17 protein-coding genes are annotated in these 15,338 nt (G+C 63.2%); 7 read left to right on the top strand and 10 right to left on the bottom strand.

Annotated elements, in window-relative coordinates:
- Positions 1-66: 66 nt before the first annotated feature.
- Complete coding sequence (gene sthA / locus HB777_16025; protein ID QND65259.1) at positions 67-1,455, top strand: Si-specific NAD(P)(+) transhydrogenase; 1,389 nt, start codon at positions 67-69, stop codon at positions 1,453-1,455.
- A gap of 2 nt (positions 1,456-1,457) precedes the next feature.
- On the opposite strand, the gene HB777_16020 is transcribed toward sthA, so the two are convergent.
- The 5 genes from HB777_16020 to HB777_16000 all read right to left on the bottom strand — a co-directional run bounded on the left by HB777_16020 (position 1,458) and on the right by HB777_16000 (position 6,707).
- Positions 1,458-2,567 (bottom strand): solute-binding protein, encoded by a 1,110-nt coding sequence (locus HB777_16020; GenBank protein ID QND65258.1) that lies wholly within the window; start codon positions 2,565-2,567, stop codon positions 1,458-1,460.
- Complete coding sequence (locus HB777_16015; GenBank protein QND65257.1) at positions 2,567-3,184, bottom strand: 5-bromo-4-chloroindolyl phosphate hydrolase; 618 nt, start codon at positions 3,182-3,184, stop codon at positions 2,567-2,569. The genes HB777_16020 and HB777_16015 overlap by 1 nt, the downstream gene beginning before the upstream one ends.
- Positions 3,185-3,198: 14 nt before the next feature.
- The gene (locus tag HB777_16010; protein QND65256.1) at positions 3,199-4,770 is read right to left on the bottom strand and encodes a VWA domain-containing protein; all 1,572 of its coding nucleotides are present in this window, start codon (positions 4,768-4,770) and stop codon (positions 3,199-3,201) included.
- A gap of 11 nt (positions 4,771-4,781) precedes the next feature.
- Positions 4,782-5,861 (bottom strand): toxic anion resistance protein, encoded by a 1,080-nt coding sequence (locus tag HB777_16005; GenBank protein QND65255.1) that lies wholly within the window; start codon positions 5,859-5,861, stop codon positions 4,782-4,784.
- Between the two features lie 186 nt (positions 5,862-6,047).
- Positions 6,048-6,707: an alpha/beta hydrolase gene (locus tag HB777_16000; protein ID QND65254.1), complete on the bottom strand. Its 660-nt coding sequence runs from the start codon at positions 6,705-6,707 to the stop codon at positions 6,048-6,050.
- 201 nt (positions 6,708-6,908) lie between these two features.
- Between HB777_16000 and HB777_15995 the strand changes: the two genes are divergently transcribed.
- Positions 6,909-8,153 (top strand): OpgC family protein, encoded by a 1,245-nt coding sequence (locus tag HB777_15995; GenBank protein QND65253.1) that lies wholly within the window; start codon positions 6,909-6,911, stop codon positions 8,151-8,153.
- A 12-nt stretch (positions 8,154-8,165) separates the two neighbouring features.
- Here HB777_15995 and HB777_15990 read toward each other — a convergent pair whose 3' ends face one another.
- Positions 8,166-9,245, bottom strand: coding sequence for a substrate-binding domain-containing protein (locus HB777_15990; protein ID QND65252.1), 1,080 nt, complete (start codon positions 9,243-9,245; stop codon positions 8,166-8,168).
- 155 nt (positions 9,246-9,400) lie between these two features.
- Between HB777_15990 and HB777_15985 the strand changes: the two genes are divergently transcribed.
- A complete protein-coding gene (locus HB777_15985) occupies positions 9,401-9,544 on the top strand; it encodes a hypothetical protein (GenBank protein ID QND65251.1) in 144 nt (47 codons plus the stop codon).
- A gap of 62 nt (positions 9,545-9,606) precedes the next feature.
- Positions 9,607-9,756: a hypothetical protein gene (locus HB777_15980; protein QND65250.1), complete on the top strand. Its 150-nt coding sequence runs from the start codon at positions 9,607-9,609 to the stop codon at positions 9,754-9,756.
- 61 nt (positions 9,757-9,817) lie between these two features.
- Here the strand turns inward: HB777_15980 and HB777_15975 are convergent, their stop codons facing one another.
- Together HB777_15975 and HB777_15970 are read right to left on the bottom strand one after the other, a co-directional pair.
- Entirely contained in the window at positions 9,818-10,192 is a 375-nt protein-coding gene (locus HB777_15975; protein QND65249.1) for a DUF423 domain-containing protein, read from the bottom strand.
- A gap of 40 nt (positions 10,193-10,232) precedes the next feature.
- Positions 10,233-11,492 carry a multidrug efflux MFS transporter gene (locus HB777_15970; protein ID QND65248.1) on the bottom strand — a complete coding sequence of 420 codons (1,260 nt, stop codon included), beginning with the start codon at positions 11,490-11,492 and terminating at the stop codon, positions 10,233-10,235.
- Positions 11,493-11,689: 197 nt separating this feature from the next.
- Here HB777_15970 and HB777_15965 point away from each other — a divergent pair, with 197 nt between their 5' ends.
- Positions 11,690-12,355 carry a GntR family transcriptional regulator gene (locus HB777_15965; protein QND65247.1) on the top strand — a complete coding sequence of 222 codons (666 nt, stop codon included), beginning with the start codon at positions 11,690-11,692 and terminating at the stop codon, positions 12,353-12,355.
- Positions 12,356-12,438: 83 nt separating this feature from the next.
- A complete protein-coding gene (locus tag HB777_15960) occupies positions 12,439-12,699 on the top strand; it encodes a DUF982 domain-containing protein (GenBank protein ID QND65246.1) in 261 nt (86 codons plus the stop codon).
- A gap of 60 nt (positions 12,700-12,759) precedes the next feature.
- On the opposite strand, the gene HB777_15955 is transcribed toward HB777_15960, so the two are convergent.
- The gene (locus tag HB777_15955; GenBank protein QND65245.1) at positions 12,760-12,912 is read right to left on the bottom strand and encodes a hypothetical protein; all 153 of its coding nucleotides are present in this window, start codon (positions 12,910-12,912) and stop codon (positions 12,760-12,762) included.
- 198 nt (positions 12,913-13,110) lie between these two features.
- Between HB777_15955 and HB777_15950 the strand changes: the two genes are divergently transcribed.
- Entirely contained in the window at positions 13,111-14,082 is a 972-nt protein-coding gene (locus tag HB777_15950; GenBank protein QND65244.1) for a lipopolysaccharide biosynthesis protein, read from the top strand.
- A gap of 27 nt (positions 14,083-14,109) precedes the next feature.
- Here HB777_15950 and HB777_15945 read toward each other — a convergent pair whose 3' ends face one another.
- Entirely contained in the window at positions 14,110-15,153 is a 1,044-nt protein-coding gene (locus tag HB777_15945; protein ID QND65243.1) for an aldo/keto reductase, read from the bottom strand.
- Positions 15,154-15,338 lie beyond the last annotated feature (185 nt).

Genomic DNA, 15,338 nt, shown 5'->3' with positions numbered 1-15,338 from the left:
GCTTGCTGCGGCGCAACAAAGCGCTCAGGTGGCGCAACAGCGCTCAGGGGTAGGGGACGGGGCAAGATGGACTACGACATGCTGGTCATCGGCAGCGGCCCTTCCGGTCGCCGTGCTGCGGTGCAGTCAGCCAAGCTCGGCAAATCGGTGCTGGTGGTCGACCGCGGCCGGCGCCTGGGCGGTGTCTCGGTGCATACCGGCACCATCCCGTCGAAAACGCTGCGCGAAACCGTGCTCAACCTCTCGGGCTGGCGCGAGCGCGGCTTCTACGGGCGCGGCTACCGGGTCAAGCAGGACATCTCGGTCGGCGATCTGGTCGAGCGCCTGCACAAGACGCTCGACCATGAGGTCGAGGTGCTGCAGCACCAGTTCATGCGCAATACGGTCAAGAGCGCCCGCGCCGCGGTGAAATTCCTTGGCCCCAACAAGGTCAGCCTGACCACGGATACCGGTGACTACAGCGAGGTTGGTTTTGCCAATGCGCTGATCGCGGTCGGCACCAGGCCGCACCGGCCGCGCGACGTGCCGTTCGACAAGACCCGCATCTTCGACAGCGACGAGATGCTGGAGCTTGATCGTTTGCCGCGCACGCTGACAGTGATCGGCGCCGGCGTCATCGGCGTCGAATATGCGACGATCTTTTCCGCGCTCGACGTGCCGGTAACCTTGGTCGAGCCGCGCAACTCCATCCTCGATTTCGTCGACCGCGAGCTCGTCGACGATTTCATTCACCAGATGCGCGATCGCGGCATGACCATCCGGCTGGGCAGCGCGGTGAAGGAAATCCGCTCCAAGCCGGACGCCGCCGAGGTCGAACTGGCCGATGGCCGCACCATTCGTTCCGAGGTCGTGCTCTACGCCGCCGGCCGCACCGGCAATGTCGGCAGCCTGGGCCTGGATGTCGTCGGCATCGACGCCGACTCCAGGGGGCGTATCAAGGTCGATCCGCAATCCTTCCAGACCAGCGTGCCCAACATCTACGCCGCCGGCGACGTCATAGGCTTTCCGAGTCTGGCCTCGACGTCGATGGAACAGGGCAGGGTGGCCGCCTGCCATGCTTTCGGCGTGCCTTTGCCGCCGCCGCCGGAAACCTTTCCCTACGGCATCTATGCGGTGCCGGAAATTTCGACGGTCGGCCAGTCCGAGGAACAGGTGCGCGAGAGCGGTGCGGCCTATGAGGTCGGCGTGGCGCGTTTCCGCGAGACCTCGCGCGGCCACATCATGGGCGTCAACACCGGATTCCTGAAACTCTTGTTCTCGATCGAAACGCGCCGCCTGCTCGGCGCGCACATCATCGGCGAGGGCGCCACCGAGCTCATTCACATCGGCCAGGCGGTGATCAACCTTGGCGGCACCGTCGACTTTTTCGTCAACAACACCTTCAACTATCCGACGCTCGCCGAAGCCTACAAGATCGCCGGGCTGGATGCCTGGAACCGGATGGGACGAGGGTAAATCTACCCTTCCATCTGGGCGAGCAGCGCTAGCATCACATCGGCCGAGGGCATCGGCAGCACAGCCTCGATTTCGGCCGGGCGTACGCCGGCGATCGCTGCATCGGCGCCGCCGGTGACGGTGCCGAGCGGTCCGCGAAACCCGTGCTTCGACCAGGCGAGCTCCTGCAGCTTCGCGCTGGTCAGCGCCTCCAGCAGCCTGTCGGCGGCCGGATCGATGACGATCAGCGGATGCGCCGAGTAGACGGTTGGTCTGGGATAGAGGATCTCGGGCTTGGCGCCCATGCCGGCCTGCACCCTTTGCCAGCGTGCCGGATCGGCGAGTGCCCACTCGACCAGCTGGTTTTCATAGCCGACCACCATCGGCTCGGCGCCGAGGCCACCGGCAATGTACTGGTCGAACAGCTTTCCCGACGACGACGACTTCAGTCCCATGCTGCGGAAGATCGCCTTGGCTTCGTCGCCATGCTGCGCCAGCAGTTCCCGCGTCGCCACGTCGCCGCTCAGCAGGCTGAGCACAAGCCCGGCGAACATGAAGCCGGAATTGGATCGGTTTGGGTCGGTGGAGACGATGCGCGCCCGGCCATAGAGCTCGTCTATGCCGAGATCCGACCAGTTCTTGCCGGCCAATATGGCGTCAAGCAGCGCCTTGAGGTCGAGCTGGTTATAGCCACCCTTGGCGGCGACCGTGACCAGCCCGCTCTTCTTCAGCCCTTCGACCACCGGCCCCCATGTGTAGACGACGATCGGCGAGTTGAGCACCACCTGGTCGTTGCGGATCGCCACACCGCTTTTGCGCGCCAGGTCGACCATGATCGACGATGACGGCCACAGGAACTGCGGCTTCTGCGACAGAAGTGCGGCTTCCCGCACCATTTCGACGGAGCCGGCAACGCGTGCGTCGAGTTCCAAGCCATAGCCACCCAATGCACGGACGACATCCGGATCGGCCAGGAAGGCCTGTTTCTCGCCGCCGATGAAGCCGAACAGATGCGCCTTGTTGCCGAGATAGCCGCGGAACTCCGGGCGGTCCTTGAGTGTCAGGTAGCCGCCGGTGCCGGCGGCGGCGGCACCCAGCAGACCCAGTCCGAAAGCGCGGCGCGAAATGGCCATCAGCGACCGATATCCTCTTTCAGCGACTCCTGTATGAGTCGCAGATCAACGTCGAGCGTGCCGAGTTCACTGTCGGCCAGGCTGTCGGCATAGTGCACGAAGGCGTCCTGAAGCTTGGTGATCACCGCGCCGACATTGGAGAGCCGTGCCTGACTTGGCGCACGCCGGTTCGCCAACGCCGCGTAACCTTCCGACACCTCGGCCGCCTGTGGCACGTAATAGGTGAGAAATCGCCGCACGGCAGGTGCACTTTCGGGCTTGGCTTCGACCCTGGCGATCACATCGGCGGCGATGTCCGACAGGTTCTTCACCTTCGCCGCCATGTCCTTGTCTGGAATGGTGCGGGCGGTTGCGGCCAGGCGGTCCGCCGCCGGCTGGGCCTGCGCCAGCAGCTCACGCGCAAACGCAACCCGGCTGCCACTGAGCGAGCTGAGGTCGAGCCCTTCGAACAGCTGACGCGGGGCCAGCACGAACACAAGCCCGGCGAAGACCAGCGCGGCGATAACCGCCGACACCAGGAACGGGAAATGCGTGAGAAAACTCAAGCCGATCAGCAGCGCCGCCGAGACGAGGCCTGCCACGATCCAGTTCCAGTCATTGCCGAACAAGCCACGCATCCTAGCCGCGCATCTCAGTTGTAGCCTCGGGCGGCGCGGAAAGCCCCTGCCAGATCGCCGCTGCCATCGAATACGCGCGCCGAAGTTGCCTTGGCAAGGCTGTCGAGCTGGCTCTTGTCGGCATCGCCGAAGGTGATGCCGAACACCGGCACGCGCACCGGCGCGCTGCGCCACTGGCTTAGAAACAGGTCGGCGCTGCCATCGGTGCGGCCATCGGTCATGATGACGATCGCCGGCAGATATTTCGACAGATCCGCTGTTGCCGTGATCTGCTGCAGCGCCTGCTGGGCACAGGCATACATGTCGGTGCCGCCGCCGGCATGCTGGTCCGCGACGGCAGCCAGCAAGCGGGCTTGCCCGGCAGCATCGCCGGTCGCTTCGAAATTGGCGCGCACGGCACTGTCGAAAGGCAGCACGAAGATGTGGTCGGACGGCGTCCATTGCACCAGCACCTCGCTGGCTTTTTCCGGCGTGAACAGGAACTGCGCCGCCGCCTGCAACTGCTTCTCGCCCTGGTCTTCCATGGAGCCGGAGAAGTCGAAGCACAGCGCCGTCAGCGAAGGCTTGCGCAAGGCTTCCTGATAGAGATCGAGCGCCTTGCGGATCACCGCCGGCTCCGGCATGCGGATCGAGGTCACCAGCTTGCCCGGATCGAAATTCCAGTCGGGGTCGGCCGCGGCCTGGATCGCCGAGCCGCCAAGCGGCAGCCGCCGGCCGGTGTCGGCGATGCGTTTGCGCACCGCATCCGACTGCAGATAGGCGAGCAGGTCGGTGAAGAATTTTTCGACCTCCGGGCCGCGCCCATGGTCGATGAAGCCGAGCGGCGAATCGCCGACCGCGACGCCGTCGGCCGGATAGACGGCATAGAGCGGTTCCTTGCCCATCTGCTTCAGTTTGTCGTTGGTCTCCTTCAGCGTCGCCTCATAGTTCCACATGGCGTCGTAGACGGTGCCCTTGCCGGCGCTGTCGACATAGAGGTCTGCCAGCCAGCCCGAGGAACCTGACGAGCGCTCGACGCCTTGCAGCAAAGCGCTCACCGTCTCACGCACATTGGGATTGTCGAGATCGCCGGGCTCGATCACTTCCTTGCCGCCGAGTGCGCTGGAGAGCATGGCGAGATAGGCGCTGGCGCCGGAATTGGATTGCGTCGCCGACGTCATCAGGAATTTGAGCTTGCCGTCCTTCACCGCGGCCAGAATGTCCTTCATGAAAACGGGCTTGCCGACCCAGCCGAGCTCCGCGGCCTTGGATTTGCGCACGCCCAGAATAACCGGCATCTGCGCGATCGAGGTCAGGTTGCGCACCTTGCGGCCGGAATCGAACAGGTCGACCCAGACGCTCGAGGCCGGCCAGACCGCGTCCGCGTCGAGCCCCGCGGGTCGTTGCAGGCCCAAGCCGATGTCGAGCGAACCCTCATAGGCGAAGGTACAGGTGGCCCCCTGTTTGTCGCAGAACTCCTGCACGATCGGCTGCAGCACCGTGTTTTCCGAGCCCGAAACGATGGCGAATTTGACGTGGCTGGCGTTGCAGGCGGCCAGCAACATCGCGAAGGCCAGCAGCAGAACGGACGTCAGCGTCTTCGGCATGGCGGTTCCGATCAGGACTGGGTCAGCGCTTTCTTCAGATCAATCGTCATCTGGTCCATCTGCTTTTCGGCATCGGCCCGCTTCTGGCGGCCCTCCTGCTGGACCTTCAGCACGCCCTGCACGGTGTCGATGAGATCGCGGTTGGCCTGCGCAAGCGTCTCGACATCGACAATGCCGCGTTGCGCCTGCTCCTCGATCGAGATCGCCTGATCCTTCATCATCTTGGAGGTCTGCCGGATCATCTCATTGGTGGCGTCCGTCACTGTCTTTTGCAGTTCGAGCGCTGATTTCTGATTGGTCAGACCAAGCAGGATGACCATTTTCTGCTTCCAGGCCGGCACGGTGAGCGCCGAGGTCGCTTGCAGGTTCTCGATCAGCGTCTCGTCGCCGGACTGGACGATGCGGATCTGCGGCAATTGCTGGATGCCGAGTTGGCGTGCCTGCACCAGGTAGAAGACGCGCTTTTCCAGACGATCCAGCGCCTGAACCGCATCCTGGTAGGTCTGCGCCTCCAGCGTGCCGCCGACATCGCCGCCGGACGAATCCGCCGCGGCCTTCAGCTTGGGCAATTCGTTGGCGCGATAGTCCTCGACGAATTTCTTGCCTGCCTGCACATAGGCGTCGAGCTTGAGGATCGAGTCCTTGGTCTGCTCATGCAGGTCGTCGAGCACGGCGATGTCGCGCCGCAGCGTGTCCTTGTGGCGGTCGAGCTCGAGGCCGATGCGGTCGATCTGGCCGGCGACGTCCTCATACTTTTCCTTGAAGCGTTCGAGCCGCGCCTTGAAGGAGGAAAACAGATTGCCGAGAAACCCTTCGTCGTTCAGCGAAGCCGGATCGAGGTTCTTGGCCTTCATGATGATGTCGGTCAGGAGATTTCCGGTGTCGCCGAGATCGCGATTGCGAAGCTGGCCCAGAATCTTGTCGGCATAGTCGCTGACAGCCTGCTGGGCACGGTCGCCATAGACCGAAATGCCGGCGCGATCCCTGACGTCGATCGTGCTTTCGATCCTGGCGATGTCGGAGGGATTGGCAACGATTGCCGGCAATGTCGAGGTGTCGTCAAGCAGAGTGGTGCTGTTCTTGTCGGCCATGCAGACCTCTCCTCAAATGAACAGTATCTCCATAGGCTGTGTGTGACAGGGATATGTCGGCATTGTGGATAAGGGAAGGGGCCGACCCGGCTCTGGGCGCAAAACATGCGGGTTTCAGCCTGAAAACGGGCAGAGTTTGCGGGGATTCGATCCGGTGGACAAGTTCAATCCGCCGGCTACTGTCCATCAGTCTTGTGCGACGGCGGCGGGCAGCCATTGCCTGACGATCGCCGCGTCGGCGCTGCCGAATTCATGACCCGATGCAACAATCCGGGCATCGATCTCCGCGCCATGCTGGCTGAGCAATGTCACCAGCGCCGGCGCGAACGGGGCGTAGGTAAGGTCGGCGGCGCCGGCGATCATCAGCACCCGCACCTTTGACAGATCCGTCTCCGGCACGTGATCGAGCACCGGCATCGGCCGCAGCAGTGCGGCGCGCTCGACAAGACCCGGATGCAGCAGCATCAGGCTCGAAACCAGATTGGCGCCGTTCGAATAGCCGAGGAAAATCGTGCGGGAGAGATCGAGATGGTGGCGTGTGGCCGCGGCGGTGACGAAGCCCGCAAAGGCATCGGTTTCGGTGCGGATGCTGTGCTGTTCGAAGCGCGTCGGCGTGATCCGTGCGAACCAGCGGAAACCGTCCTCCTGGGCGATGCGGCCACGCACCGCGATCAGCATGGCACGCGGTGCGATCTCTTGTGCCAGTGGCACCAATGTCGTCTCGTCGACACCCGACCCATGCAGCAGGAAGAAGCATTCGCCAGTCGAATCCCCCGGGCTGTAAAGGCGGTAGCTGAAGGCGAGATCCCGCCGCAACGCACCATTTTGCGAGGTCTCTTCGATCATGGCCCCATCCTCTTGATTATATGAGGTTTCGCTCAATTTGCCGGCTTCAAAACGCAATATTTTCAAGCTCCGCGAAAGTTGATTGAACCGGGCGCATTCCAGTCCGTTTCTTCGCCGATACCATTGCTTCGGGAGGAATCGAAGCGGTGCGCCGGGGGTCGCATTGCCGGCATGAACAACCAGCTTTGAGGCCTTTTGTCGATGACCACCCCCATTTCCCCAGACCGCGATTCGCGTGTCCCGGACCGCGATTCGCGTGTCCCAGAGCGCGACACGCGTATCGCCGATCGCGACACACGTATCGATGTGTTGCGCGCTCTCGCTCTGCTGACCATCTTTGTCGACCATGTGCCAGGCACCGCCTTCGAGTCTCTGACCTACAAGAACTTGGGCTTTTCGGACGCGGCGGAGGTCTTCGTGCTGATCTCCGGCATCTCGGTCGCGCTCGCCTACGGCAAGAAATTCCAGCCTGGAAACCGGCTGTTGGCAACCTTGAAGATGTGGCGAAGGGCCGGTGTGCTCTATGCCACCCACATCGTCACCACCATGGTGGTGATGGCCATCTTCTGCGCCGCGGCGGTATTCGCCAGGCGGCCGGAGCTTTTGACGATGATCAACATGGAGCCGTTGATCAAGAATACCCCACAAGTGCTGATCGGCATCGTGACGCTCGGCCACCAGCTCGGCTACAACAACATCCTGCCGGTCTATGCCGTGCTGTTGTTGTTGGCGCCGGTCTTCCTGCTCTTGGTCAGCTACCGGCCATTGCCGGCGCTTGCCGCATCCGGCGCGCTGTGGCTGGTCGCTGGGATCTACCAGATTGCTCCGCCCAACTATCCCGAGCCCGGCTTCTGGTTTCTCAACCCGCTGTCGTGGCAGTTCCTTTTCAACATCGGCCTGGCAGGCACGCTGCATGTGCGTCGCGGCGGCACTATCCCGGTCAATCGCTGGCTGGTTGGCGCGGCCTTGGCCTACACCGCGACCGCGCTAGTCTGGGTGCACAGCCCGCTCTGGGGGCAGATCTCCTGGTTGGGCCTGCCTCCGGTGCTGACCGGCTTCGACAAGACGTTCCTGTCGCTGCCGAGGCTGCTGCATATAGTGGCGGTGAGCTACCTGATCGTGGCATTCCCCGCCATCTCGAACCTGTTTCGCACCGGGCGCGATCATCCGCTTGCGATATTGGGCAAACGATCGCTGCCGGTTTTCATTGCCGGCACGGTGCTCGCAATGGCGGCGCAGGTGCTGAAGCTGATCAATCCGGGCGGATTTGCCTATGACAGCCTGTTGATATCGGCCGGCATCGTCATGCAGTTCGCGCTCGCCTACTATCTCGAATGGCTTTCGGACCTCGGCTGGTCCGGGAAAAGCAGGCCGGCTCACAACGCCGCACCGCCCGCCCATGCGTCCTTCGGCATGTCGTCGATGGCGACAAGGATGGGGCGTTGAGGTGTCGCCGGCTCAGGCGGGCGAGGGGCCGGATGAGGCTCGCACCAGGAGTTCGACCGGCAGCGATTGCCGGCTGAACGAGCCGTCATTTTCAAGGATCGCCTTGACGGCAAGGCGGCCCATCTCGGCGATCGGCTGGACGATCGTGGTCAGCGGCGGACTGGAAACCGCTCCTTCCGGAACACCGTCGAAGCCGACGATCGAAACGTCGCCCGGCACCGCGATGTCACGCTGCCGCAGCCAGTCCAATGCATGCAAGGCCATCCTGTCTGACATGGCCAGGATGGCGGTCGGTGTCTCGGCGCCGGCGAAAATATGATCGAGGCCGGCCCACACGCTCTCCTCGTCATTGACGGTTTCATAGATCGGCACACGCTCGACGTCGATGTCGACGCGGGAGAGTTCCGCGAAATAGCCACGCAGGCGGTCGCGCGTCCCGGAATAGAGGGCCTTCTCCATCTGCTCCCTTGTGGTGGGGCCGAAGCCGGAGTCCGCGACGGGCAGGGCAAGCACGGCAAAGCGACGATGCCCAAGCTCTGTCAGATGTCGGGCCGCCAGGCCGGCCCCGGCGATGTTGTCGACACCGATGGCGGCGACCGCCTCGTCGTCGTCTGAATCGAGATCGAGCGCCACGAAGGGGAGTTTGCGGTCGCGCGCCAGTTCGACCAGCTTTGAACCGCCATCGACGCAGAAGACGATGAAGCCATCGACAAGCGCGCTCTGGATGTTCCAGGCGAGCTGCTCATTGTTGGCGGCGGAGACCAGCGAGATCCCCGCACCGGTCGCATCGCAAGCCTGCGAGATGCTGGCCATCATCACCCGGGCGAAAGGGTCGTTGAAGAAATAGGACAGCGGCTCCGCGGTCGCGACACCGATGGCGTTGACCTTGCCGGCGCGCAGCAGCCGGCCCTTGGGGTCGGGCCCGCCATATCCCATAGCCTCGGCTGCCGCCTTGACCCGTTCACGGACCTCCTCGCGCACGATCTCCGGGCGGGCGAAGACGTTGGACGCGGTGCCATGCGAGACGCCGGCCGCTTTGGCAATGTCTGCCAGCCGGACCGGTCTTGTCTTTCCAGAGGCCAATGGCGCCATCTTCGTCTCCTCAATTCATCCCATCTAACACTTTCGTTGGATCGGTTCAAATTTTGACTTGATCAAGGGATCGGCGCGGTGTATATTTGAATCGATCCAATCCTTAGCCGTTCTTTTGATTGGATCGATTCAACAACCGGAAAGGGAGATGTGTCATGCACCCCGTCAATTTTCTGTTCGAAGACATTTATCGCAACGACTGGAGCATCTCGTCGAACACCACGACGCAGAAGCGCCGCGGCAAAGCCAGTCCATGGGTCCGCGAACTGCGGTTCCTTGTGGAGCGCAAGCGGAGCTGATCGGGCTCGGTTTTTCGCGCCCACTGATTGGATCGATTCAAGTACTGAAAGGAGTGCACATCATGCATCCCGTGAGCTATCTGTTCGAAGACATCTATCGCAACTACTGGGGCATCGCGCCGGCTTCCGAACGGCCGGAGCGGCGTCGGTTGGCAAGGCTGCGGCGGCGCAATCGCGAATTGCTCATCCAGCCCGAGCGCCGGCAGGACTAACGGCACTGCAAACGACGTTTGACAGGCGGAGGTCTGTTATCGGGCAGGGCGCCCAAAGGCGTCAGGAACGCACGCGCACCAGCCCCGAGGCGGCGATCGCCAGCCAGCCGGCGATGAGCAAGGTGCCGCCGATCGGCGCCGACAGCGGGAACAGCCGCGACCCGATAAAATCGCGGGCCAACAGGTCGCCGCAGAACAGCAGAAGCCCGACTAGCAGGATCAGGCTGCCGATGCGCAGGATCCGGTTCGCGCCAAGCAATCCGGCGGCGAGGAAGACCGGCGCATGCATGATCAGGAAGGATGCGGCAGTGCCGACGAAGGCCCCGCCCAGATGCGCCGCCGCGGCCGACAGCGCCACGCCGGCGGCGCCGCAAAGACCCCCGGCCAGGACGAGGATACGGCCGATATTGCCGGAAGGTTGCTCGGCCGTGCTCATGTCCGTGGCTCCGTGATATCAGAGGGATATGCCGACCCCGTCAGGGCTTGCCGGCGTTGGCGAGCATGTCCTGCGCGCGGCGTGACTGCGCCAGCCAGTTATACACCGCGCCCCCGGCCATCAAGACGGATGTGCCCAGAAACACAGAACGCATGCCGAAATGGCCACCGGCAAAGCCGCCGAGCAAGGGGCCGGCGACCTGCCCGACATACTGGGCGGAGATCGACAGCCCGAGCACGTTGCCGCCGACCCCATCGGGAACATTGTGGCGGATGACGCTGGTGATGCAGGGCAAGAGACCGCCAAGCGCGAGGCCCATCAGGAAGCGCAGGCCGATGAGTTGCCAGCTCTGCGTGACGAAGGCCTGCGGGATCAGCAGCAGCGCCGAGACGGCAAGCGCGCCGATGATGACGTTCCAGTGGCCGACGCGGTCGGCGAGCTTGCCCAGACGCGAAGCCGACAGGATGGCGCCAAGGGCCGCCGCCGACATGACGATGCCTGATATCAGCGTGACGCGGCTCTGGTCTTCGATCAGCTGCTGCACATAGACGGTGATGATCGGCTCGATCGACATGGTGGCGAAACTTAACAGCATGCCGGTCGCCAGCATGGCGACGACAGGCCGTTTGTCGGGGATTTGTGCCCAGCCGCCTTTCGGCTTCTGCTTCGACGCGGCTTCTGCTGTTTTCGGCCGGGGATTCTCCTTGATCAGAAACGTGGTCGCCAGGAACGCCAGGAAGATGACGCCGCCGGACAACAGGAAGGTGGCGCGGATGCCGATCAGCGGCGGCAAGATACCGCCAACCAGTGGGCCGACCAATGCCCCAGCCGTGATGCCGGCAGACAGCAGGCCGAGCGCCCAGCCGGAACGCTCCTTCGGCGTCTGCATGGCGACGAGGATGGTCGATCCCGACGAATAGCCGCCGGCAAAACCGATCAGCAGCCGCAGCAGTACCAGTTGCCAGACGGTCTGCACCATGCCGGTCAGCGACATGCATATGGCCATGCCGAAGCTGGCGCGAACCAGCATCACCTTGCGGCCGTAGCGGTCGCCGAGACGTCCCCAGAGCGGCGCCACCAGCGCTGCCGCGAAGAACGTCGCGCCATAGGCGATCCCCGACCATTGCACGATCGCTGCGTGGCCCTGGGCACCGAGCTGCTCGATATAGAGCGGCAGGAACGGCAAAAGCAGCGTCATGGCGACAAGCGTCGAAAACGAACCGGCGAAGCACACGAACAGATTGCGCCGCCAGTGGATGTTGTAGGTGCTGTCGGTCGCCGGGGGCGTATTCTGCGGCATGTCATGTGTCCTGTCCGAGCAACGCGGAGCTGTGGGTTGCTGCGGATACCAATTTGGGATACCAAGATGGTGCCCGTCATGGACGCAAGCTTGGCCGCTGTCAATGTGGCCCTGTCAGTCGTGAACGGGAACCGCGGCCGGCAAGCCGATCGCCGGCAACGGCCCGAACCAGCAACCGCCAGAAAATGGAAACGACAATGTCGCAGATGCAGAGCGTCGAAAAACAGCTTCGGCAGATGATCCTGGGCCTCGAGCTCGGTCCCGGCGAGAAGCTGACCGAGCGCTGGATCGAAAGCCGCTTCGGCGCGTCGCGAACCCCGGTCAGGGCAGCACTGCTGCGGCTCGAGACCGAGGGCCTGGTCGGCAGGGACGGACGTGGCTGGACGGTGTCGCCCATCAATCTGGCCGAACTCGAGCAGATCGCCGTCTACAGGGAAGCGGTCGAGGTTGCGGCACTTCGCCTGACATGCGGCTTGGCGGATAGGAGCGCCGTCGATGTCATCGAGGCGATGCTCGAATCCTGCGACAACGACACGCCGCGCGAGGAATGGCATCGGGTCGGCATGGATTTTCACATCGAACTGGCGCGTCTGTCGGGCAACGAATTCCTGTTCCGGGCGGTCCGCGATGCCATGACGCGCCTGTCGCGGGCGCGTTGGCTGGAGGTTCGCGACGAAGCGGCCCTTGCCCGCGCCTGGGTCGAACATCGCGCCATTCTGGCGGCGGCACGCCTTGGCGATGCCGATGAAGCCGCGCGCCTGCTTTCAGGCCACATTGTCGGTAGCCGCGACCGGCTGGTGACGTCGCTCGCCAACGATCGCCGCGGTCTTCGCGCCAGAGGCTTTGCCGTCGTCGCCGCCTAAGGCGGGGCGCGCAAAAGGCGACATCCGGATCTATGGTTACTTTCGGCCTCGCTTCACAGACGCCGATGGCGTAAGGAGCGGCGATGGAAAACAACCGATTTGAAACACCTGTGACTGTGAAGTCAGTCGCGGCGGGAAGCACTCAGCTCTTGCGTACGGCGCGTGAGGCTTCCGACTACCTTCTCAACAGCTGGCCCGGCAAGCGCAGCCCCAAGCATCGCGCGGCGCTGCAGGCCTGCCATGACGCACTCGCCGGCGACAAGCCGGCGATGAACGCCAGGCGCGCCTTCATCGCGGCAGCGCGCGAAGTGGACGTCTTTGTCAGCGACAAGGCGCCGGCCTGACACAAGCCGGCCATCGGCGATCTGATTGAGGCATGGCCCGCATCCGCGGGCCTTTTGCCGTCACTTCGCCGTTTCGGTTTCGCCTTCGGTCTCGTCCTCGGGCTTCGAACGTTCCCGCGCCGCAACCTTGGCTGCCAGCTTCTCGGCCTTCTTGGCCGCCTTCTGGCGGTCGCGTTCCTTGCGTTCCTGATCGTAATTTGGTGGTCGCGCCATATCGGCTCCTTTTCACTGCCTCGCGGCTCTGGTCCTGCCTAGGAGCATTAGCCGTCAAACACAACAGCTGAAGCGATCGTGCCCGGCCGTTCGCGTCGATCACGGCCCGGGGCTTGCAAGATGCACGACACAATGGTGTAGGAGAGCCGGGGCACCAGTCTATTGCGAGCTGCCCGTTTGTTTTTGATCAAGTGACCGATGGCCACAATTGCGCGAACGACGGCAAAGGTTTTCTACTACGCGCGAAACCTCGCGTGCGATGTCGCCCCACAGGCACTGTTTCGCCGCAGATTGGCCGCCCGCCTCGAAAGGGCCAGCCTCTCGGACGACTCGGTTCGCCGGCGGCTGAATTACTACAACAAGCTGCACGATGCGTTTACGCCCAGCCCCAATGCCGTACGCGTCGGCCAGCTGCCTTTTACACCGACCATGTACTATTACGACCTGAAGGAGTTTGCCCGCTACTTCGACACCGAATTGCTCATCGATGTGGAATTCGGCGATGTCATCAAAGTGCCGAAGGTGCCGACGATCGTCAAGGATCGGCCGATCCGCGTTGATAACAGCAATGCGGTCATCATGAAGCTCGACAAGTTTCGTCACTTCCAGATGCCTGCCGATGCAACCGCCTTCGCCGACAAGCTCCCAGCCGTGGTCTGGCGCGGTGACCTCAACAATTCGAAACGGACAGCATTTCTCGACGCCGTGCGTGACTTGCCGTTCTGCGATGCCGGCTCACACAAGCCGAACGCGCCGGCCGAGTATAGCAAGCCCTTTCTCAGCATCAGCCAACAGCAGCGTTATCGCTACATCGTCTCACTCGAAGGCAACGACGTGGCGACCAACCTCAAATGGATCCTGAATTCGAAATCGCTCTGCCTGATGCCGTTGCCGACATACGAGACATGGTTTGCCGAAAAGCAACTCGAGGCCGGTGTCCACTATGTGCCGCTCGACCCGGATTTCGCCGATGTCGCGGACAAGGTGCGCTATTTCGAGCGTCATCCGGCCGAGGCGCAACGCATTGTCGCCGCGGCCAATGCCTATTGCCGCCAATTCTCCAACGAGCAGGACGAGCAGGCGATCTCCCTGCTCGTCCTCTACAAATATTTCGTCCTCAGCGGCCAGATCGAGCCCGACCCCGAGGTCTGGCGTTTTGTCCAGGGTTAGAACGTCGCCCCTATCAAACCTCGCTCGTCAGATGCCGCTGCGATCAAGAACAAGATCGGCGGGGCCGAAGCGGTCCTTTGCCGTCAATTGCTGGTGCCAGTAGGGGTAGAGCAAGGGCGGCCGGCTGACTGAATCGAGGCGGCTGCGTTCGTCGTCGGTGAGCACTAGGCTCGCCGCCGCAAGGTTGTCCTTCAGCTGGGCTTCGTTGCGGGCGCCGATCACCAGCGAACTGACAGCCGGCCGGCCGAGCAGCCAGGCCAGCGCCACCTGCGCCGCCGACACGCCGCGCTGCGCGCCGATCTCGACAAGCACATCGACGATCCGCCACAGCCGGTCCTCGTCGCGGATCGGCGGTTCGGACCAGCCGGCGAGCTGGCGGGCAGTGGGGCTGTCGCGGCGGTATTTGCCGGACAGCAATCCGCCGGCAAGCGGGCTCCAGACCAGCACGCCCAGCCCCTGATCGACGGAAATCGGCAGCAATTCATACTCCGCCTCGCGCGCTTCCAGCGTGTAGTGGATCTGCTGGGTGACGAAGCGCGGCTGGTGATGGCTGTCGCTGATGCCGAGCGCCTTCATCACCTGCCAGCCGGAATAGTTGGAACAGCCGACATAGCGGATCTTGCCTTGGGCAACCAAAGTATCGAGCGCCGCGATGGTTTCCTCCAGCGGTGTTGCGCCATCCCATTCGTGCAGGAAGTAGATGTCGATGACGTCGGTCTTGAGCCGCTTCAGGCTCTTCTCGCATTCGCGGATCAGGTGATGGCGCGACAGGCCTTCATCGTTCGGACCGTTACCGATCCGCATCCGCGCCTTGGAGGCGATCAGCACGTCGCCCTTGCGCTTGCCGCCGAGCGCTTCGCCGATGATCTCTTCCGAAATGCCGTTCGAATAGACATTGGCGGTGTCGATGACGTTGATGCCGGCATCGATACAGAGATCGATCATCCGGCGTGCCTCGTCGAGGTCGGTCTTGCCGACCGCCGAAAACGCGCCGGCGCCGCCGAAAGTCATGGTGCCCATGGTCAGTGTCGAAACTTTCAGGCCGGAACGGCCGAGGGTGCGGTATTCCATGTCAGTCCTCGCGATTGCGTTGGGAAGGGGGCTGGGGAGGGCGCCCCGAATGTGGCCGCTATTTGTAGGACAATTTGGGCGACTTGTCGCCATGCCAGGACGACGGATCGATCATGCCTGGCGGGATTGGCGGCGGCGGTGATCACGCTGCCACTGCAATAAAACCGTCATTGCCGGCCTATATT

The organism is Mesorhizobium loti (assembly GCA_014189435.1).
Lineage (GTDB): Bacteria > Pseudomonadota > Alphaproteobacteria > Rhizobiales > Rhizobiaceae > Mesorhizobium > Mesorhizobium loti_G.
This window is presented reverse-complemented; position numbering and strand designations above follow the sequence as displayed.